Source organism: Pseudomonas frederiksbergensis, from assembly GCF_000802155.2.
GTDB lineage: Bacteria > Pseudomonadota > Gammaproteobacteria > Pseudomonadales > Pseudomonadaceae > Aquipseudomonas > Aquipseudomonas frederiksbergensis_A.
Window position 1 is genome coordinate 34,992 of the sequence record NZ_JQGJ02000025.1, and the last position, 17,710, is coordinate 52,701.

Genomic DNA, 17,710 nt, shown 5'->3' on the forward strand with positions numbered 1-17,710 from the left:
ACGCTAGCCCCTGTGGGAGCGAGCTTTCTCGCTCCCACAGGGGCCTTGTGCATATCTGATATCCGGAACCCCATGAAACGCCGCCTCGCCCTCACCCTCGCCCTGTTCCCTGCTCCCGACCTGCTGGCCGACACCTTCGAACGCGACCAGGCCCTGAAGCTGCCCGACATCCTGATCAGCGCGAACCGCCAGGTCGAGGCCCGCAACGACAGCAGCGCCGCCAATACAATCTTTACCCGCGACGACATCGACCGCCTGCAACCGGCCAGTGTCACCGACCTGCTCAGCCGCGTGCCGGGCGTGCAAGTGGCACCGCTCGGAGGGCGTGGCAGCCTGCCGGGGATCTACATCCGCGGCACCAAATCGGCCCAGAGCCTGGTGCTGGTGGACGGCCAGCGCATCGGCAACGCCACCTCCGGCGACAGCAACCTGCAACGCCTGAATATCAACCAGATCGAGCGCGTGGAAGTGCTGCGTGGCTCGCGCTCGGTGATCTACGGCGCCGATGCGGTGGGCGGTGTGATCCAGATATTCACGCGACGCGGCAACGATCAAGGCCTGCAACCGCGCCTGCACCTGGGCGCCGGCAGTCACCAAACCTGGGAGCGCAGCGTGGGCCTGTCCGGAGGCGACGAGCAAACCCGTTTCAACCTGGGCGCCAGCCTGGACGAAACCGAGGGCACCAACCGGACCCATGAGTCTTACGCCAGCGATCGAGACGACGACGCCAACCGCAACCAGTCCTTCAGCCTGAGCTTGAGCCACGCCGCCAGCGACGACCTGGAAGTCGGCCTCAACCTGCTGGATAACCGTGGCAAAAGTGAATACGACAACCCGTTCGGCCGCTTCGATCCCAACACCTTCGAATCCTTGCCCCAGCAACCCTATAGCGAATTCGCCGTGAGCAGCTTCAGCAGCTATGTAGACGGGCGGGTCAACGAGGCCTGGAAGTCCCGCCTCGAACTGAGCCACAGCGAGAACCGCGAGAAAACCTTCGACAAGCTCAGTGAAGTTCGCGAAGTCTTCAACACTTACCGTGATTCGGTGACCTGGCAGAACGATGTGACGCTGGACGAGCGCAACAGCCTGGTCCTGGGCGGCGACTGGTATGAGGATCGGGTCAACAGCAGCACACCCTTCGACGAAGACAGCCGCTGGAACCGCGCGGCGTTTGTCCAACATCGTTTCCAGGCCGATACCTTTTCGACAGAGCTGGGCCTGCGCCGCGACCAGAACCAGCAGTTTGGTGGCCAGAACAGTTGGAGCGGCACCCTGACCCTGCCGGTCAACCCGGACAACGATGTGTTGCTGACCTACAGCGAAAGCTTCCGCGCGCCCACATTCAACGACCTGTACTACCCGGACTACAGCAACCCGGGCCTGAAACCCGAAACGGCCAAGAGCTACGAACTGCAATGGCGCAGCCAACTGAGCGACAGCGCGCGCCTGGAGGCTTCCCTCTACCGCACGGACCTGGAAGACGCGATCATCTTCGGCAGCAACTCTCGTCCGCAAAACGTTGCGTCGGCGAGGATCAACGGCTTTGAGACGACCCTGCGACAGGAATTGTTCGGTTGGCAGGGCAACCTGGGCCTGGCCATCATCGATCCACGCGACCGCGACAGCGGCCACACCCTGGCCCGCCGCGCCCGCCGCACGTTGAGCCTGGACCTGGACCGACAATTCGATCGCCTGGGCCTCGGTGCCACCTGGCAAGCGGTGAGCAGCAGCTATGACGATGAGAACAACCGCAATGCGTTGGGCGGCTATGCCCTGTTCGGGTTGCGTGGCAGCTGGGCTCCAAGCCGGGAAGTGAAGCTGGAGATGAAGGTGGATAACCTGTTGGACAAGAGCTATAGCCGGGCGCTGTATAGCCATGACGGTGGGCAGTATGGGTATCGGGAAGAGGGTCGGGCCTGGTTGTTTGGGGTGACTTGGACGCCCTCTCTCTAATCCACACCTCGTAGAGCTCGCGAAGGAGGCACCGCGGTTTTACCTGTCCGGTGCGATCAACCCGCACAACCGCGCCGTCGCCTCGATCATCTGCCCGCTCGGCCGCTCCAGCCCTTTGTCATCGACCCGCAAAAGTCGCCCCTGCGCCACCGGCCAGGCTTTCCAGGCGTCGAGCTGTGCCTGATCCGTGGCCAGGATCATCTGCGGTTGACGCTGTAACACCGACTCCACACTCACCTGCGGCGCCGGTACGCTCAGGTCAGCAAACACATTGCGCGCGCCGCATACCGCCAGGGCGTCACTGATGATCTGCCTGCCGCCGACGGTATACAGCGGTCGATCCCAGACCTGATAGAACACCGGTACTGGCGTCTCCCTCCTATAGCGTTGGCGCAGTGCCTCAAGGCGCAGGCGCAACTGCGCCGCGCGTTGCACGCCCCGCTCCGGGCGGCCGAGTTGGGTGGCGATGTCCTGAATTTGCGTGATGAGCTGATCGAGGCCGTGAGGCTCGGCGACGTAGATCGGGATGCCGAGTGCCTTGAGCTGCTCACGCTGGGCCGGTCCGATACTGCCGGGCCAGAGCAGGAGCAGATCGGGTTTCAGGCTCAACAGGCGCTCGATATCCAATTGGCCGTAACGGCCAACGGAAGGCAGGTCTTTGAGGATCGGCGGACGCTCACCGCCATCCAACACGCCCACCAGCAAATCAGCGGAGTCCAGTTCAACGACGATTTCAGAGAGCGAGGGCGCTAGGCTGACGACGCGGGAAGCGGCCACCGTCGAGGCGCTGGCGGCCAGCAAGAGGACCGCCAGCCAGAAACGCATCAACCGAGCTGACGCGGAATGCGATAAAGGTAGAACAGCACGGCGGTGGATAACGCCAGCAGCACCAGCGGCACCGCCTCAAGGCCGACGAACACCGCCAACGCGCCAATCCAGGCCGGCAGGCCGGCCACCAGGAAGGCGGCGCGGCGCCGCGCCGCCAAGGTGATCCAGGCCTGGGGTTCTTCAGGTGTATCGAGGGATTTTTGCGTGGCGATCAGGGCGTTTTTATAGCCGCCGAAAAACCGCAGGCTGACAAACATCGACGCCATGCCGGCGATAAACAACGGCATCGCCAGCACCGGCAGGATCGCCTCGCCCTGGCCAAACACGGCGTTGATCACGAACAGCGGCAGCAAGGCCAGCGCAAGGTACTGCCACCAACTGACGGCCAACCGCCGCCGGACCTGGCCGCGCGTCACGCCCGGTCGACCTCGCCCTGGTGCTCGTTGCCCATCATGTGATCGAGCTTGCTGGCCTTGGTTGCCAGGTAGAGCTTGTTGTGGGGATTATGGCCGGTATGAAGCGGCACGCGCTCGGCCACCACGATGCCCATGTCGGTCAGCGCCTTGACCTTGCGCGGGTTGTTGGTCATCAGCCGCAAGGACTTGATACCCAGGTGCTCCAGCATTGGCAGGCAGATGCTGTAGTCGCGCAAGTCGGCGGCGAATCCAAGACGTTCGTTGGCTTCCACGGTGTCGGCACCGCCGTCTTGCAGTTCGTAGGCGCGGATCTTGTTCAACAGGCCAATGCCACGCCCTTCCTGGCGCAGGTACAGCAGCACGCCGCGACCTTCCCGGGCAATGGCTTGCAACGCGGCTTCCAGTTGCGAGCCGCAATCGCAGCGCTGGCTGAACAAGGCATCGCCCGTCAGGCATTCGGAATGCAGGCGACCAAGTACCGGAGCGCCATCGGCGAAATCACCCAGGCTCAGCACGACGTGCTCGCGACCGGTGGCTTCATCGAGAAAACCATGCATGGTGAATTGCGCAAAGGGCGTTGGCAGCTTGGAAGCGGCAACAAAAACGACAGGCACCGGTGTGCTCCTGATCTAGTACTGGAGATTCGCAGAGGCGGGCATTGTAACAGCACGATCCGACGGACGCTTAGGCTGAATTACTGCCTATTAGCATCGAAAAGTTTGATCACGGCTTCGGTGGCTTGCCGCTCTCGTCAAAGGGATAGGGTTGTTTCCACCGCTCGAAGATCGGCTTCAACCGGCCGTTCTTCACCAGCACTTCCATGCGTCGGTCGAACAACGCACGCAACGCACGTCCATTCTCGTTGTTGGCAAAACCCAGGTACAACGGCAGGTTGATCAGCGGCGAGAGCTTGTATTGCTGGGGATCGCTGGCCTTGGCGAGCACATCCTGGATTTCCATCAACGCATCGATATAAAAATCGGCACGATCATGATCGAGCATCGGCAGGATACCTACGGACCGATGAATCTCGTTGAAACGCCGTATGTTGGGCAGGTAGTGGTTGTACTCGTAGCCGCGCATCCACACGAGCCGATAATTACCGACCGTCGCCAACGTCGGCGAGGGCTTGGAGGCGAGCCCCAAGGCATAGATGTGATCAATGTCGTAGTGCCAATGAGGATAAAGCACGCCTTCGGATTCATCGCGATAGGCGCCCACCTGGGCGTCGACTTCGCCACGCTGCACCAACCCGATCGAACGGGTATAGGGCACGCTACGGGTTTCCAGCTGGACGCCCTCGGGCTCGAACACTTCACGCAGTATGTCCCACGCCATGCCCTGCCCGTCGGCCTGGGTGTAATCGGCCCATTCTTCACTGGCGGCGCGAATCTTGCCGGGCAGCGGCGCAGACTCGGCCACACGCACGCCGAACAACACTCCGATACACAGCAATAGCAAAAATGCGCGGCTTACGCCCATGCCTGGTTCCCTCAGGTGAAACACCACACCAACCCTTGCATTGCAAGCCAGGCAAAAACGCCGGCCAGCACGTCGTCGAGCATGATGCCGACACCCCCGTGTACCTTCCGGTCGATCCAGCGGATCGGCCATGGCTTGAGGATATCGAAGAAGCGGAACACCAGGAAACCCATCAACAACCAGTGCCAGCCTTCAGGCACCAGCCACAAGGTGATCCACATGCCGACCATTTCGTCCCAGACGATACCTTCATGGTCATGGACCCGCAGGTCATCCGCCACTTTGCCGCACAGCCAGAAGCCAAACAGCATGGTGATGCCCAGCATCAGCCAGTAGCCCCAATCCGGTAACATCTGCCACAACGGTATAAAGGGTAGCGCAACCAGTGAGCCCCAGGTGCCCGGAGCCTTGGGCAAGGTGCCCGAACCGAAGCCAAACGCCAAAAAATGCCAGGGATTGCGCCAGACCGAGGGCGGAACGAATTCCGCCGGAACCTGGTTGGGATGATCTGTCACGGTGTCTCCCGAAAATGTTGATAGCCCCGTATCTGCGGGGTGATGTCGCGTCCAAGGCTGTCGACCAGCATGACGCCCTGCCCCGCCGTGACATTGCCGACCACATGGATCGGCCAGCCTTCGGCCAGAAGCGCCGACAATCGGACCGACGGCACGGTGAACAGCAATACGTAGTCGTCCCCGCCGCTCAGGGCGGCGTGTTGCGCGTCAGACTCGCCAAGCAACGCCAGCAGAGCGTTGGACAACGGCAGCCGGTCACGTTCAACCCTCAACGCGACGCCGGACGCCAGGGCAATATGCCCACAATCCGCCAGCAGGCCATCGGAAATGTCCATCGCCGCGCTGGCCTTGCCCCGCAGTGCCAAGCCGAGGCCGATTTGCGGTCGCGGTGACCAGTAATGCGCCAACAACGGCTCGGCCACCGCAGGTTCGGCGCTGCGCTGGCCGAGCACCAGCGGTAACGCACCTGCGGCATTACCCAGTTCACCGCCGACACAGAGCAGATCGCCGGGCTGCGCGCCGCTGCGGGTCAAGGCCTGGCCGCACGGCACGTGGCCGAACACGGTCAAGGTCAGGCTCAGCGGGCCCCGGGTGGTATCGCCCCCCACCAACGCCACGCCGCATGCCCGGGCCATCTCGCTCAACCCGTGGGCATACGCCTGTAGCCAATCGGCGGTTACCGTCGGCAGGGTCAGGGCAAGGGTAAAGGCGAAAGGGCTGGCACCCATGGCGGCCAAGTCACTGACCGCCACGGCCAGCGAGCGCTGGCCGAGCAGGAACGGATCGCAGGGATCCGGGAAATGCACACCGGCGACCAGCGTGTCGGTGGACACCGCCAGCTGTTCCCCGGGAGGAACGGCCAGCAAGGCGCAGTCATCACCGATCCCGAGCGCAACGCCCTCGCCGCCCTGCGCGCAAGGCGCGGCAGCGAAGTAGTTACGGATCAGCTCAAACTCGCCCATAGTCAGTCGTTACAAGCGCCAGTCAGCGCTTGAACGCCTTCACTTCAGCTTCACGCAGGCGCGGGGCGAGCTTGTCGAGCACACCGTTGACGAACTTGTGACCATCGGTGGAACCGAAGACTTTCGCCAACTCGATCCCTTCGTTGATCACCACGCGGTACGGTACGTCGACACGCTGCATCAGTTCCCAGGTGGACAGGCGCAACACCGCCAGCTCGACCGGATCCAGCTCATCGATGGTCAGGTCCAGGCAAGGTGCCAGGGCGTTGTCGATTTCGGTCTTGTGGGCCGGGACGCCGTGCAGGATTTCGCGGAAGTACGCGCCATCGACATCACTGAAATCGTTATCGACCCGAAACTGCGCTTCGATCTCGTTCAGCGATTGCTTGGCCATGTGCCATTGGTACAGGGCCTGGGTCGCCAGCTGACGCGCTTCGCGGCGCTTGACGCTCTTCGAAGGCTTGCCGGCGTCCGCGGGCTTTGGATCGCGCGGGTTGAAACGATCACTTTCGTCGCTAATCACTTGGCCTCCAACTGTGCCAGCAGGCTGACCATTTCCAGGGCGGACAGGGCAGCTTCGGCACCTTTGTTACCGGCCTTGGTGCCGGAACGTTCGATGGCTTGCTCGATGGAATCGACGGTCAGTACGCCGAAGGCAACCGGCACGCCGAATTCCATGGACACTTGGGCCAGGCCCTTGGTGCATTCGCCAGCTACGTATTCGAAGTGCGGAGTACCGCCACGAATGACCGCGCCCAAGGCGATGATCGCCGCAAACTCGCCCTTTTGCGCGACTTTTTGCGCAACCAGCGGAATTTCGAAGGCGCCAGGCGCACGGATGATGGTGATGTCGCCTTCGCTCACGCCATGGCGAACCAGGGCATCGACCGCGCCGTCGACCAGGCTTTCAACCACAAAGCTGTTGAAACGGCCGACTACCAGCGCGTAGCGGCCCTTGGGGGCGATGAAGGTACCTTCGATGGTCTTCAGGGTCATTCGTCAGATCTCTTAAAGAGCCGGAGCACGTTCTATACGCGCTCCTCAATGATATTAGCCACGAATACAGGGCTGTGGATCCCGTCATCTCGTTCACTTGCACACCTTCTGTGGCGAGGGAGCTTGCTCCCGCTTGGGTGTGCAACCCCCACAATGGGGCCGCTACGCAGCCCAGCGGGAGCAAGCTCCCTCGCCACAGATGGATCTAACAAGCCTTAACGATAATGCCGAAATCACGGGCCATTATTCGGAGGGCACGTATTCTACAACTTCCAGATCGAAACCGGATATCGCATTGAACTTCATCGGCGCGCTCATCAGGCGCATCTTGCGTACGCCCAGGTCACGCAGGATCTGCGAACCGGCACCGACAATGCTGTAGGTGGTCGGTTTTTTCACCGGTTGTTGCTCGGTGGTTTCGCGGATATGCGCCAGCAGCACGTCGCCATCGAGCGGGTGTCCGAGCAGCAGCACCACGCCGCTGCCAGCCTCGGCCACCGCGGCCATGGCGGCGCGCAGGCTCCAGCGGCCCGGCTGCTTGACCATCAGCAGGTCGCGCAGCGGGTCCATGTTATGCACGCGAACCAGGGTCGGTTCTTCAGCGCAAACAGTGCCCAGGGTCAGCGCCATGTGCACGTCGCCTTCCACCGAATCACGGTAGGTCACCAGGTTGAACTGGCCCAGCTCGCTGTCCAGCGGTTGCTCGGCAATCCGCTGAACGGTACGTTCGTGGATCATCCGGTAGTGGATCAGGTCGGCGATGGTGCCGATCTTGATGTCGTGTTCGGCAGCGAAAGCTTCCAGCTCGGCGCGACGGGACATGGTGCCGTCGTCGTTCATCACCTCGCAGATGACCCCGGCGGGCTCGAAACCGGCCATGCGCGCCAGGTCGCACGCCGCTTCGGTGTGGCCGGCGCGGGCCAGGGTGCCGCCGGCCTGGGCCATCAGCGGGAAGATGTGGCCGGGGCTGACGATGTCTTCGGCCTTGGCGTCGGCGGCCGCAGCAGCTTGCACGGTGCGCGCGCGGTCAGCGGCGGAGATACCGGTGGTCACGCCCTCGGCAGCCTCAATCGACACGGTGAACTTGGTGCCGAAGCCCGAGCCGTTGCGCGGCGCCATCAGCGGCAGCTTCAGCAGCTCGCAGCGCTCGCGGGTCATCGGCATGCAGATCAGCCCGCGGGCGTGCTTGGCCATGAAATTGATGTGTTCGGCCTTGCAGCATTCGGCGGCCATGATCAGGTCGCCTTCATTCTCGCGGTCTTCGTCATCCATGAGGATGACCATCTTGCCTTGGCGGATGTCTTCAACCAGTTCTTCGATGTTATTGAGCGCCACGCGGCACCCCCTTGCGTCAGGATTTGAGGTAGCCATTGGCGGCCAGAAAACTTTCAGTGATGTTACCCGGCTTTTGTGGGGAGCCAGGCTCTGCGGCCTTATCGCCCAACAACAGGCGCTCCAGGTAACGGGCCAGCAGGTCGACTTCCAGGTTGACCCGGCGACCTGGCCGGTACGAAGCCATGATGGTTTCGCTCAGCGTGTGCGGAATGATCGTCAGCATGAACTCGGCGCCATCCACCGCGTTGACCGTCAGGCTGGTGCCGTCGACGGTGATCGAGCCTTTATGGGCGATGTATTTGGCAAGTTCTTTCGGGGCGCGAATGCGAAACTCGACGGCCCGGGCATTATCGGTACGCGAGACCACTTCACCGACACCGTCGACGTGGCCGCTGACCAGGTGCCCGCCCAGGCGCGTAGTGGGCGTGAGGGCTTTTTCCAGGTTGACCGGGCTGCCACTCTTGAGGTCGTTCATCGCGGTGCAGTCGAGGGTTTCGCGGCTGACATCCGCCAGGAAACCGTTGCCCGGCAGCTCGACGGCGGTCAGGCAGACGCCATTCACGGCGATGCTGTCGCCCAACTTGACGTCGCTCAGGTCGAGCTTGCCGGTTTCGACATGGACCCGCACATCCCCACCCTTGGGGGTGAGTGCGCGAATGCTGCCGATGGATTCGATGATGCCGGTAAACATGGAGTCCTCCTCGAGAACGGGCCGCCGCTTGAGCGAAAGCCGGAAATTATACGCTCGCCAGCGCAACGGGGACGGCAATGACTCGCCAGTCATCGCCCACGGCGCGAATGTCGATGATTTTCAGCTGTGGCGCGTCCTTCATGTGCGCCAGTGGCCAGTCCAGCAGCGGTCGCGCTGAAGAGCCGAGGAACTTGCCGGCAACAAAGATCTGGAACTCATCCACCAGGCCTTGCCGGGCAAAGGCTCCCGCCAGGCGCGGGCCGGCCTCCACCAGCACTTCGTTCACGCCTCGGGCCGCCAATTCAACCAACAGGCGCCGCAGATCGACCTGACCGTCTTCATCCGCCACGATCATGCATTCGGGACCGTTGGCGTACTGTTCTTCCACCGCCATGCAAGTAGCGACGAGCGCCGGGCCGGCCTTGAAGAACGGCGCATCCAGCGGCACCCGCAGGCGCCCGTCCACCAGCACCCGCAATGGCGGACGGCTCATGACCAACGCGGTCTGCTCGGCATCGAGCCCCAACTCATCGGCGCGCACGGTCAGCCGGGCGTTGTCCGCCAGCACCGTATCGGCGCCGGTCAGCACCACGCTGGCCTGGGCGCGCAGGCGCTGGACTGCCGCGCGTGCGGCGGGGCCGGTGATCCATTGGCTCTCACCGCTTTCCATGGCGGTGCGGCCATCGAGGCTCATGGCGAGCTTGACCCGCACGAACGGCAGGCCGTGCTCCATGCGCTTGAGAAAACCTTCGTTGAGCTTGCGCGCTTCGCCTTCCAGCACACCGCTTTCGGTGGCGATGCCGGCCTGGGCCAACCGCTGCAAGCCGCGCCCGGCGACTTCGGGATTGGGGTCCTGCATCGCGGCCACCACCCGCGCCACGCCGGCATTGACCAACGCATCGGCGCACGGCGGCGTACGCCCATGGTGGCTGCACGGTTCGAGGGTCACGTAGGCCGTGGCGCCCCGGGCATTGTCGCCGGCGGCGCGCAGGGCATGGACTTCGGCGTGGGGCTCGCCGGCGCGGATGTGCCAGCCTTCGCCGACGACCTCGCCGTCCCGCACGATCACGCAACCGACCCGGGGATTGGGGTGGGTGGTGTAGTGACCGCGCCGCGCCAACTCCAGGGCGCGAGCCATGTAGTGGGCGTCGAGGATGGCCTGCTGCGCCGAGGCGGTCATTCTTTTACCGGCTCGCGGGCCAGGCGGTCGATTTCCTCGCGGAACTCGTTGAGATCCTGAAAGCGCCGGTATACCGAGGCGAAGCGGATGTAGGCCACTTCATCGAGCTTTTGCAACTCGGCCATCACCAGCTCGCCGACGACGAGGGACTTGACCTCGCGTTCACCGGTGGCCCGCAGCTTGTGCTTGATGTGCACCAGCGCCGCTTCCAGGCGCTCGACGCTCACCGGGCGTTTTTCCAGGGCGCGCTGCATGCCGGCGCGCAGTTTTTCTTCATCGAACGGCTGGCGACTGCCGTCGGTCTTGATCAGGCGCGGCAACACCAGTTCAGCGGTCTCGAACGTCGTGAAGCGCTCGCCGCAGGCCAGGCATTCGCGGCGGCGGCGGACTTGTTCGCCCTCGGCGACCAGTCGCGAATCGATGACTTTGGTGTCGTTGGCACCGCAGAAGGGACAGTGCATGGTGGCAGGCAACAAAAAAAGGGAGGGCCATGGTAGCGCATCCCACTGGCAAGACAAGCCATAGGGTTTACGGTATACAGACGGGCTTATCGCCAGATCCATGGAATTCACCTTGCTGGAGCTACCCATGCCGCTACGATCCATTGTTTTGCTCAGTCTTTTCAGCCTGCTGATGGCGTGCAGCAGCGACGCCCCCAAGCCCACCCCGCCAGCCCCGGCGCCCGCGCCGAAGCAGGCCCAGGAAAAGGCTCGGCAGGCCACGGAGCTGGGCCCGCTGCCGGCGCACCAACGCGAGTTGAGCGGCACGTTGCAAGGCGTTCCGGCCGGGGCCGAGGTCGAGCTGGCGCTGTTGGTGATCGATGACAAGGATCGTCCGCAGCAACTGCTCGCCAGTTCCAGCCTGATCGGCAACAACCGTGCCCTGCCCTTCCACCTGCGCTTCAACCCCGAAGCGTTCCCGGTCGGCGCCCGTGTGGAACTGCGCGGCCGCGCCAGCCAGTCGGGGCAACTGATCCTGCACTTGCCGGAACAACGCATTGCACAGCCGACCACCCAGGCGCTGGGCGACCTGCAATTTGTCAAAGCCCCATGAAGGCACCGCAGCACCTGCAGGATGCGTTGGGCGAGTTGCTTGGTGATGCGCGCCTGGTGACATGTCCGTTGCCCGGCACTGACCTGAAGTTGTGGCTGATCGACGGCGACAACATGGACCGCGCCTTCAGCCCGGAGGAAACCCGACGCATCCTCCACGAGCCGCCCTATTGGAGTTTTTGCTGGGCCAGCGGCCTGGCGATGGCCCGTTACCTGGTCGAACAGCCACAGTGGGTCGAGGGCAAGCGAGTGCTGGACTTCGGCGCCGGCTCCGGCGTGGCGGGGATCGCGGCGATCAAGGCAGGGGCGCTGGAAGTGGTGGCTTGCGATCTGGATCCGCTGGCGATTGCCGCGTGCCAGGCGAATGCATTGCTTAATGGCGTAACGTTGAGCTATTCGACGGATTTTTTCGCCGAGGCAGATCGCTTCGATCTGATCCTGGTTGCCGATGTGCTTTATGACCGGGCCAACCTGCCGCTGCTCGATCAATTCCTCAGCCGTGGCCGTGAAGCGCTGGTGGCCGACTCCCGGGTGCGGGATTTCCAGCATCCGCTGTATCGGCGCATCGAAATGCTCGAGGCCATGACCCTGCCGGACCTGGCCGAGCCGGAGGAGTTTCGGCATGTAAGCCTGTACCACGCGCGGCGTGGCTAAAAGCCTCACGCGCCGGCTCGCGAACGCAGCCTACCATGCGCCGCAAGCCCTGACTTTCGGCCACCCCCCACCAAGCCGTATAGTTGCCCCATTCAAGCGTTCTACGAGACTCCCCATGACCCAGGACACGCCTTACATCTTCGACGCCACCACGGCCGATTTCGACCAGTCGGTGATCGCCAACTCTTTCCACAAACCGGTGCTGGTGGACTTCTGGGCCGAGTGGTGCGCGCCCTGCAAGGCGCTGATGCCAATGTTGCAAGGCATCGCCGAGAGTTATCGGGGTGAACTGCTGCTGGCCAAGGTCAACTGCGACATCGAGCAAGACATCGTTGCCCGCTTCGGCATTCGCAGCCTGCCGACGGTGGTGCTGTTCAAGGATGGTCAGCCGGTCGACGGTTTTGCCGGGGCCCAGCCGGAATCCGCGGTGCGGGCGATGCTCGAACCCCATGTGCAGATGCCGCCTCCCGCCGCCGCCGATCCGTTCGAACAGGCCCAGGCGCTGTTCGATGACGGCCGTTTCGCCGACGCCGAGGCCGTGCTAACGGTGCTGCTGGGCGAAGACAACACCAACGCCAAGGCGCTGATTCTCTATGCGCGTTGCCTGACCGAGCGCGGCGAGCTGGGCGAGGCGCAGACGGTGCTCGACGCGGTGAAAAGCGATGAACACAAGGCCGCGCTGGCCGGCGCCAAGGCGCAGATCCAGTTCCTCGGCCTGGCCAAGGATCTACCGGACGCCGCCGACCTCAAGGCGCGTCTGGCGAAAGATCCACAGGACAATGAGGCGGTGTACCAACTGGCGATCCAGCAACTGGCGCGCCAGCAGTACGAACCGGCGCTCGAGGCGCTGCTCAAGCTGTTCATCCGCAATCGCAGCTACAGCGAAGGCCTGCCCCACAAGACGCTGCTGCAAGTGTTCGAACTGCTGGGCAACGACCATCCGCTGGTGACGACCTACCGTCGCAAGCTGTTCGCCGCGCTTTACTGACCGACCCAGCTGTAGAGCGGCGTATCCCCGCCGCTCAATACCTTGACCTCGGCGCTATGGCGCAGGCGCACCAACAGGCGCTTGCCTGACGAGGCGCTACCGGTCAGGCCTTCGAGTTGTTCCAGCAAGTCCGGGCCGCTCAACTGCCCGGCCTTGCGCAGCAGCTCCCGGGCGATCTGCCACTGGGCGTCGTCCTGATTCGTCGATTTGGCGGGAGCCGTCGTCGCCCCCTCTGTTTTGGCGACTTGCAACTGTGCGCCGAGCTGCGCCCAGTCGCCTTCATCCATCTCGATCGTCAAGTCCACCGGCCACTCACCGACCGTCCCGCGTATCCGCAACATCAGCGTGCTCCTGAAGATTTCATCTGCCCATGCTCCCATGGGCCTTGCGCGACGCCAAGCAGACGGTCAAACTCTCCGCGTTTTCGTTATAAGATTACATAACCTTTCCGGAGATTCGTCATGCGTCGTTTGCTGCTTGCCTTGCCGTTCGCCCTGCTACCGTTGGCTGTCGCCCATGCGGCGGCGGAGCATGACCACGATCATGATCACGAGCACGGCAGCCTGGGCGCCCATGAACACGGCGTCGCCCGGTTGAACGCGGCACTGGACGCCCAGACCCTGGAACTGGAGCTGCAAAGCCCGGCGATGAACCTGGTGGGCTTCGAACACGCCGCCACCAGCGATGCCGACAAGGCCAAGGTCGCTGCCGTACGGGCGCAGCTTGAAAAGCCCCTGGCGTTGTTCAATCTGCCCGCCGCTGCCAAATGCACCGTGGCGCAGCAAGAGCTGGAAAGCCCGTTGTTTGGTGATGAACCGGACCACGATCACGACCATGACGAAGACGCCGATGGCGACGAGCACAACGGCGAGCACAGCGAGATCCATGCCCACTACCAACTCACCTGCGCCGCCCCGGGTGCACTGAAGAACCTGGATCTGGCGACTCTGTTCAAAACCTTCCCAGCCACCCAGAAAATTCAGGTACAACTGATCAGCCCGAGTGGCCAGCAAGGCGTGGAAGTGACGGCCAAGGCGCCAGCCCTGAAATTCTGATTCTGCGCAAGACCCAAATGTGGGAGCGGGCCTGCTCGCTCCCACAGGAATTCCCGTTAACCTGAAAAATCGGCGCTATGACCCAAGCACTCATCGAATTGGCCGACCTGGGCTTCAGCTGGCCCGGCCATCCGCCACTGCTGGATATCCCGGCGTTTCGCCTGGAGGCCGGGGAAACCTTGTTCCTCAAGGGGCCGAGCGGCAGCGGCAAGACCACCTTGCTGGGGCTTCTAGGTGGGGTGCAAACGCCGGATCGCGGCAGCATTCGCCTGCTTGGCCAGGAGCTCACCGAATTGGGCGCGGGCAGCCGCGACCGTTTTCGCGTGGACCACACCGGCTACATCTTCCAGCAGTTCAACCTGCTGCCGTTTCTCTCGGTGCGCGAAAACGTCGAACTGCCCTGCCATTTCTCCAAACTGCGCGCGCAACGGGCCATCCAGCGCCACGGCAGTGTCGATCAAGCCGCGGCCACGCTGCTGGCCCACCTCGGCCTGACCGATCCAAGCCTGTTGGAGCGTCGCGCCGATGCATTGTCCATCGGCCAGCAACAACGGGTCGCCGCCGCCCGCGCCTTGATCGGCCAACCGGAACTGGTCATCGCCGACGAACCCACCTCGGCGCTGGACCACGACGCCCGGGAAAACTTCTTGCGGCTGTTGTTCGCCGAATGTCGCGAAGCCGGGTCGAGCCTGTTGTTCGTCAGTCATGACCAGAGCCTGGCCCCACTGTTCGACCGCCACCTCTCGCTGGCCGATCTCAATCGCGCCGCCACGCACCTCGAGGTCTGAGATGTATTTGTTCCGTCTAGCCATGGCCAGCCTGGCGAACCGCCGCTTTACCGCCATCCTCACCGCGTTTGCCATCGCGCTGTCGGTCTGCCTGCTGCTGGCGGTAGAACGGGTGCGCACCGAAGCGCGGGCCAGTTTCGCCAGTACCATCAGCGGCACCGACCTGATCGTCGGCGCCCGCTCCGGTTCCGTGAACCTGCTGCTGTACTCGGTGTTTCGCATCGGCAACGCGACCAACAACATTCGCTGGGACAGCTTCGAGCAGTTCGCCAACAACCCGAAAGTGAAATGGGCGATTCCCATGTCCCTCGGCGATTCCCATCGTGGTTATCGGGTGATGGGCACCACCGAAGCCTATTTCGAGCATTACCAGTACGGCCGCCAGCAACATCTGGAATTGGCCGATGGCCGGGCGTTCGCCACCGATCCGTTCGAAGTGGTGCTTGGCGCGGAAGTGGCCGAGGCGCTGCATTACAAGCTGGGGGAAAAGCTGGTGCTGGCCCACGGCGTGGCAGCGATCAGCCTGGTCAAGCATGACGACAAGCCTTTTACCGTGGTCGGGATTCTCAAGCGCACCGGCACGCCGGTGGACCGCACGTTGCACATCAGCCTCGGCGGCATGGAAGCCATCCATATCGATTGGAAGAATGGTGTGCCGGCCCAGGGCAACGGCCGTATCAGCGCTGACCAGGCGCGCAACATGGACCTTACGCCGAAAGCGATCACCGCGTTCATGCTTGGCCTCAACAGCAAGATCTCGACCTTCGCCTTGCAACGCGAGATCAACGAGTTCCGTGGCGAGCCGCTGCTGGCGATCCTGCCGGGGGTGGCGCTGCAGGAACTGTGGAGCCTGATGGGCACGGCGGAGAAAGCCTTGTTCGTGATTTCGCTGTTCGTCGTGTTGACCGGATTGATCGGCATGCTCACGGCCATTCTCACCAGCCTCAACGAACGCCGCCGAGAGATGGCGATCCTGCGTTCGGTGGGCGCGCGGCCGTGGCATATCGCAAGCCTGCTGGTGCTTGAAGCTTTCGCCCTGGCGCTGGCCGGCGTCACCGCCGGGCTGGCCTTGCTGTACATCGGCATCGCCGCCGCACAGGGGTATGTGCAGTCCGCCTATGGCTTGTATTTGCCGCTGGGCTGGCCAAGCGAATATGAATGGACGCTGCTGGCTGGCATTCTGGTCGCCGCCCTGCTGATGGGCAGCGTGCCGGCCTGGCGCGCCTATCGCCAATCGTTGGCCGACGGCCTGTCGATCCGTCTATGAGGACCTTGAAGATGCCCCGCGCCCTGCTTGCACTGCTGATGATGGTCGCCCTGCCGCTGTGGGCCGCCGAGCCGAGGGACCTGGCCTGGTCGGAAATGATCCCGCCGGACGCGCCGCCGGAAGTGCCGAACATGACGCCACTGCACGACCTGTCGAAGATGAGCGATGCCCTGGCCGCAGAATCCGCCCCTGCGGCCAAGCAGGACATGCCCAACGCCCCGGTGGTCAAGGCCCTCGACGGCCAGCAGATTCGCTTGCCCGGTTATATCGTGCCGCTGGAAGTCAGCGAGGAAGGCCGCACCACGGATTTCCTGCTGGTGCCGTATTTCGGCGCCTGCATCCATGTGCCGCCACCGCCGTCGAACCAGATCGTGCATGTAAAAAGCGAACTCGGGGTCAAGCTCGACGAGCTGTACCAACCGTACTGGGTCGAAGGGCCGATGCAGGTCAGGCCGTCCACCAGTGAACTGGCCGATGCCGGGTATCAGATGGAGGCGCAGAAGATTTATGTGTATGAACTGCCGGAGTGAATCCGGCTATTAGGTATTGCCTGTTAGATAGCTTGCTCGCGAAGGGCCCCTCAAGGTTTGCTCATCATCATTTCATTGAGCTGAGTCAATTAAACACCCCCTGACTCATTGAGCTGAGTCAAAAGACCGGACCAGACGGCTTCGTACCATGGGACATCAATTTTCGATGCCCTCTGGAGCCCCTATGAACAAGTCCTTGCTCAGCGCTTCCCTTATCGCGCTCGCACTCGCCGCCCCACTCGCCCAGGCCCACACAGCTGGCGACATCATCGTTCGCGCTGGCGCCATCACCGTCAACCCGGACGCCGACAGTTCCAGCGTCAAGGTCGACCGTGGCCCACTGGCCGGCGCCGACCTGGGCGGCAAGGCGACCATGAGCAGCGACACCCAGCTGGGCCTGAACTTCGCCTACATGCTCACCAACAACTGGGGGATCGAGCTGCTGGCGGCCTCGCCGTTCGAGCATGACGTAAAAATCAAAGGCACCGCCCTCGGCGCCGCGAACAACAAGCTCGGCACCCTCAAGCACCTGCCGCCAACCCTGAGCGTGGTCTACTACCCGCTCGACGCCAAATCGGCTTTCCAGCCTTATGTCGGCGCGGGCATCAACTACACCTGGATCTATGACGAGCATGTCGGCAGTGAAGCCAGCGCCAACGGTTTCAGCAACTTCCGCGCGAAGAACAGCTGGGGCATGGCGTGGCAAGTCGGCGCCGACTACATGCTGACCGACAACATCATGATCAACGGCCAGATCCGCTACATCGACATCGACACCACGGCCTATGTCGACAACAACGCCGTGGCCGCCGGTACCCGCGCCAAGGTGGATGTCGATGTTGATCCGTTCGTCTATATGGTGGGGTTGGGTTACAAGTTCTAAGCCCTGCACGATAGTGAGATGACTACACACCCCGTGGCGAGGGAGCAAGCTCCCTTGCCACAGGTTTCACTTGCCGCAAAAGCGATGCATGACTCATAAAAAGGCGCCCCGAAAGGCGCCTTTTTATGTCGAGGC

General features: G+C 63.0%; 22 protein-coding genes. 9 read left to right on the forward strand and 13 right to left on the reverse strand.

The window, feature by feature from the left end; genetic code table 11:
* Positions 1 to 72 precede the first annotated feature (72 nt).
* Positions 73 to 1,953 carry a TonB-dependent receptor domain-containing protein gene (locus tag JZ00_RS26900; RefSeq protein WP_039594259.1) on the forward strand — a complete coding sequence of 627 codons (1,881 nt, stop codon included), beginning with the start codon at positions 73 to 75 and terminating at the stop codon, positions 1,951 to 1,953.
* Between the two features lie 39 nt (positions 1,954 to 1,992).
* On the opposite strand, the gene JZ00_RS26905 is transcribed toward JZ00_RS26900, so the two are convergent.
* The 12 genes from JZ00_RS26905 to nrdR form a co-directional block, all read right to left on the reverse strand.
* A complete protein-coding gene (locus JZ00_RS26905; RefSeq protein ID WP_039594260.1) occupies positions 1,993 to 2,778 on the reverse strand; it encodes a cobalamin-binding protein in 786 nt (261 codons plus the stop codon).
* Positions 2,778 to 3,197: a hypothetical protein gene (locus JZ00_RS26910; protein WP_039594261.1), complete on the reverse strand. Its 420-nt coding sequence runs from the start codon at positions 3,195 to 3,197 to the stop codon at positions 2,778 to 2,780. Before JZ00_RS26910 ends, JZ00_RS26905 begins: the two co-directional genes overlap by 1 nt.
* Positions 3,194 to 3,811 carry a GTP cyclohydrolase II gene (gene ribA, locus JZ00_RS26915; protein WP_030140454.1) on the reverse strand — a complete coding sequence of 206 codons (618 nt, stop codon included), beginning with the start codon at positions 3,809 to 3,811 and terminating at the stop codon, positions 3,194 to 3,196. Before ribA ends, JZ00_RS26910 begins: the two co-directional genes overlap by 4 nt.
* 109 nt (positions 3,812 to 3,920) lie before the next feature.
* Positions 3,921 to 4,679 (reverse strand): substrate-binding periplasmic protein, encoded by a 759-nt coding sequence (locus JZ00_RS26920; protein WP_039594262.1) that lies wholly within the window; start codon positions 4,677 to 4,679, stop codon positions 3,921 to 3,923.
* Between the two features lie 11 nt (positions 4,680 to 4,690).
* The gene (locus JZ00_RS26925) at positions 4,691 to 5,194 is read right to left on the reverse strand and encodes a phosphatidylglycerophosphatase A family protein (protein ID WP_039594263.1); all 504 of its coding nucleotides are present in this window, start codon (positions 5,192 to 5,194) and stop codon (positions 4,691 to 4,693) included.
* Positions 5,191 to 6,156: a thiamine-phosphate kinase gene (gene thiL / locus JZ00_RS26930; RefSeq protein ID WP_039594264.1), complete on the reverse strand. Its 966-nt coding sequence runs from the start codon at positions 6,154 to 6,156 to the stop codon at positions 5,191 to 5,193. The genes JZ00_RS26925 and thiL overlap by 4 nt, the downstream gene beginning before the upstream one ends.
* 22 nt (positions 6,157 to 6,178) lie before the next feature.
* Positions 6,179 to 6,679, reverse strand: coding sequence for a transcription antitermination factor NusB (gene nusB, locus JZ00_RS26935; protein WP_039594265.1), 501 nt, complete (start codon positions 6,677 to 6,679; stop codon positions 6,179 to 6,181).
* Positions 6,676 to 7,152, reverse strand: coding sequence for a 6,7-dimethyl-8-ribityllumazine synthase (ribH, locus tag JZ00_RS26940; protein WP_039594266.1), 477 nt, complete (start codon positions 7,150 to 7,152; stop codon positions 6,676 to 6,678). The genes nusB and ribH overlap by 4 nt, the downstream gene beginning before the upstream one ends.
* Positions 7,153 to 7,395: 243 nt before the next feature.
* Positions 7,396 to 8,487: a bifunctional 3,4-dihydroxy-2-butanone-4-phosphate synthase/GTP cyclohydrolase II gene (ribBA, locus tag JZ00_RS26945; RefSeq protein ID WP_039594267.1), complete on the reverse strand. Its 1,092-nt coding sequence runs from the start codon at positions 8,485 to 8,487 to the stop codon at positions 7,396 to 7,398.
* Between the two features lie 16 nt (positions 8,488 to 8,503).
* On the reverse strand, positions 8,504 to 9,178 hold the full coding sequence (locus JZ00_RS26950; protein ID WP_039594268.1) for a riboflavin synthase: 675 nt from the start codon (positions 9,176 to 9,178) through the stop codon (positions 8,504 to 8,506).
* Between the two features lie 46 nt (positions 9,179 to 9,224).
* Positions 9,225 to 10,358 (reverse strand): bifunctional diaminohydroxyphosphoribosylaminopyrimidine deaminase/5-amino-6-(5-phosphoribosylamino)uracil reductase RibD, encoded by a 1,134-nt coding sequence (ribD, locus tag JZ00_RS26955; protein ID WP_039594269.1) that lies wholly within the window; start codon positions 10,356 to 10,358, stop codon positions 9,225 to 9,227.
* A complete protein-coding gene (gene nrdR, locus JZ00_RS26960; protein WP_013694316.1) occupies positions 10,355 to 10,819 on the reverse strand; it encodes a transcriptional regulator NrdR in 465 nt (154 codons plus the stop codon). Before nrdR ends, ribD begins: the two co-directional genes overlap by 4 nt.
* A gap of 127 nt (positions 10,820 to 10,946) precedes the next feature.
* Between nrdR and JZ00_RS26965 the strand changes: the two genes are divergently transcribed.
* The 3 genes from JZ00_RS26965 to trxA all read left to right on the forward strand — a co-directional run bounded on the left by JZ00_RS26965 (position 10,947) and on the right by trxA (position 13,052).
* Positions 10,947 to 11,411, forward strand: coding sequence for a YbaY family lipoprotein (locus JZ00_RS26965; protein WP_039594270.1), 465 nt, complete (start codon positions 10,947 to 10,949; stop codon positions 11,409 to 11,411).
* Positions 11,408 to 12,064 carry a class I SAM-dependent methyltransferase gene (locus tag JZ00_RS26970; RefSeq protein ID WP_039594271.1) on the forward strand — a complete coding sequence of 219 codons (657 nt, stop codon included), beginning with the start codon at positions 11,408 to 11,410 and terminating at the stop codon, positions 12,062 to 12,064. The genes JZ00_RS26965 and JZ00_RS26970 overlap by 4 nt, the downstream gene beginning before the upstream one ends.
* A 115-nt stretch (positions 12,065 to 12,179) precedes the next feature.
* Positions 12,180 to 13,052 (forward strand): thioredoxin, encoded by an 873-nt coding sequence (gene trxA / locus JZ00_RS26975; RefSeq protein ID WP_039594272.1) that lies wholly within the window; start codon positions 12,180 to 12,182, stop codon positions 13,050 to 13,052.
* On the opposite strand, the gene JZ00_RS26980 is transcribed toward trxA, so the two are convergent.
* A complete protein-coding gene (locus JZ00_RS26980) occupies positions 13,046 to 13,393 on the reverse strand; it encodes a hypothetical protein (RefSeq protein WP_039594273.1) in 348 nt (115 codons plus the stop codon). The genes trxA and JZ00_RS26980 overlap by 7 nt on opposite strands.
* A gap of 120 nt (positions 13,394 to 13,513) precedes the next feature.
* On the opposite strand from JZ00_RS26980, the gene JZ00_RS26985 reads away from it, so the two are divergent.
* From JZ00_RS26985 to JZ00_RS27005, 5 genes are all read left to right on the forward strand, one after another.
* Complete coding sequence (locus JZ00_RS26985; protein ID WP_039594274.1) at positions 13,514 to 14,107, forward strand: DUF2796 domain-containing protein; 594 nt, start codon at positions 13,514 to 13,516, stop codon at positions 14,105 to 14,107.
* Between the two features lie 77 nt (positions 14,108 to 14,184).
* Positions 14,185 to 14,895 carry an ABC transporter ATP-binding protein gene (locus JZ00_RS26990; RefSeq protein WP_039594275.1) on the forward strand — a complete coding sequence of 237 codons (711 nt, stop codon included), beginning with the start codon at positions 14,185 to 14,187 and terminating at the stop codon, positions 14,893 to 14,895.
* A gap of 1 nt (position 14,896) precedes the next feature.
* Entirely contained in the window at positions 14,897 to 16,162 is a 1,266-nt protein-coding gene (locus tag JZ00_RS26995; RefSeq protein ID WP_039594276.1) for an ABC transporter permease, read from the forward strand.
* Between the two features lie 11 nt (positions 16,163 to 16,173).
* Positions 16,174 to 16,692, forward strand: coding sequence for a DUF3299 domain-containing protein (locus JZ00_RS27000; protein ID WP_039594277.1), 519 nt, complete (start codon positions 16,174 to 16,176; stop codon positions 16,690 to 16,692).
* A 184-nt stretch (positions 16,693 to 16,876) separates the two neighbouring features.
* A complete protein-coding gene (locus JZ00_RS27005; protein ID WP_039594278.1) occupies positions 16,877 to 17,575 on the forward strand; it encodes an OmpW/AlkL family protein in 699 nt (232 codons plus the stop codon).
* The last annotated feature ends 135 nt before the right edge of the window (positions 17,576 to 17,710 follow it).

Excerpts from the sequence above, each read along its gene's own strand:
- JZ00_RS26900 (WP_039594259.1), top strand. The coding sequence starts at position 73 with ATGAAACGCCGCCTCGCCCTCACCCTCGCCCTGTTCCCTGCTCCCGAC.
- JZ00_RS26905 (WP_039594260.1), bottom strand. The coding sequence starts at position 2,778 with ATGCGTTTCTGGCTGGCGGTCCTCTTGCTGGCCGCCAGCGCCTCGACG.
- JZ00_RS26920 (WP_039594262.1), bottom strand. The coding sequence starts at position 4,679 with ATGGGCGTAAGCCGCGCATTTTTGCTATTGCTGTGTATCGGAGTGTTG.
- thiL (WP_039594264.1), bottom strand. The coding sequence starts at position 6,156 with ATGGGCGAGTTTGAGCTGATCCGTAACTACTTCGCTGCCGCGCCTTGC.
- ribH (WP_039594266.1), bottom strand. The coding sequence starts at position 7,152 with ATGACCCTGAAGACCATCGAAGGTACCTTCATCGCCCCCAAGGGCCGC.
- JZ00_RS26950 (WP_039594268.1), bottom strand. The coding sequence starts at position 9,178 with ATGTTTACCGGCATCATCGAATCCATCGGCAGCATTCGCGCACTCACC.
- ribD (WP_039594269.1), bottom strand. The coding sequence starts at position 10,358 with ATGACCGCCTCGGCGCAGCAGGCCATCCTCGACGCCCACTACATGGCT.
- nrdR (WP_013694316.1), bottom strand. The coding sequence starts at position 10,819 with ATGCACTGTCCCTTCTGCGGTGCCAACGACACCAAAGTCATCGATTCG.
- JZ00_RS26965 (WP_039594270.1), top strand. The coding sequence starts at position 10,947 with ATGCCGCTACGATCCATTGTTTTGCTCAGTCTTTTCAGCCTGCTGATG.
- JZ00_RS26970 (WP_039594271.1), top strand. The coding sequence starts at position 11,408 with ATGAAGGCACCGCAGCACCTGCAGGATGCGTTGGGCGAGTTGCTTGGT.
- trxA (WP_039594272.1), top strand. The coding sequence starts at position 12,180 with ATGACCCAGGACACGCCTTACATCTTCGACGCCACCACGGCCGATTTC.
- JZ00_RS26980 (WP_039594273.1), bottom strand. The coding sequence starts at position 13,393 with ATGTTGCGGATACGCGGGACGGTCGGTGAGTGGCCGGTGGACTTGACG.
- JZ00_RS26985 (WP_039594274.1), top strand. The coding sequence starts at position 13,514 with ATGCGTCGTTTGCTGCTTGCCTTGCCGTTCGCCCTGCTACCGTTGGCT.
- JZ00_RS26990 (WP_039594275.1), top strand. The coding sequence starts at position 14,185 with ATGACCCAAGCACTCATCGAATTGGCCGACCTGGGCTTCAGCTGGCCC.
- JZ00_RS26995 (WP_039594276.1), top strand. The coding sequence starts at position 14,897 with ATGTATTTGTTCCGTCTAGCCATGGCCAGCCTGGCGAACCGCCGCTTT.
- JZ00_RS27000 (WP_039594277.1), top strand. The coding sequence starts at position 16,174 with ATGCCCCGCGCCCTGCTTGCACTGCTGATGATGGTCGCCCTGCCGCTG.
- JZ00_RS27005 (WP_039594278.1), top strand. The coding sequence starts at position 16,877 with ATGAACAAGTCCTTGCTCAGCGCTTCCCTTATCGCGCTCGCACTCGCC.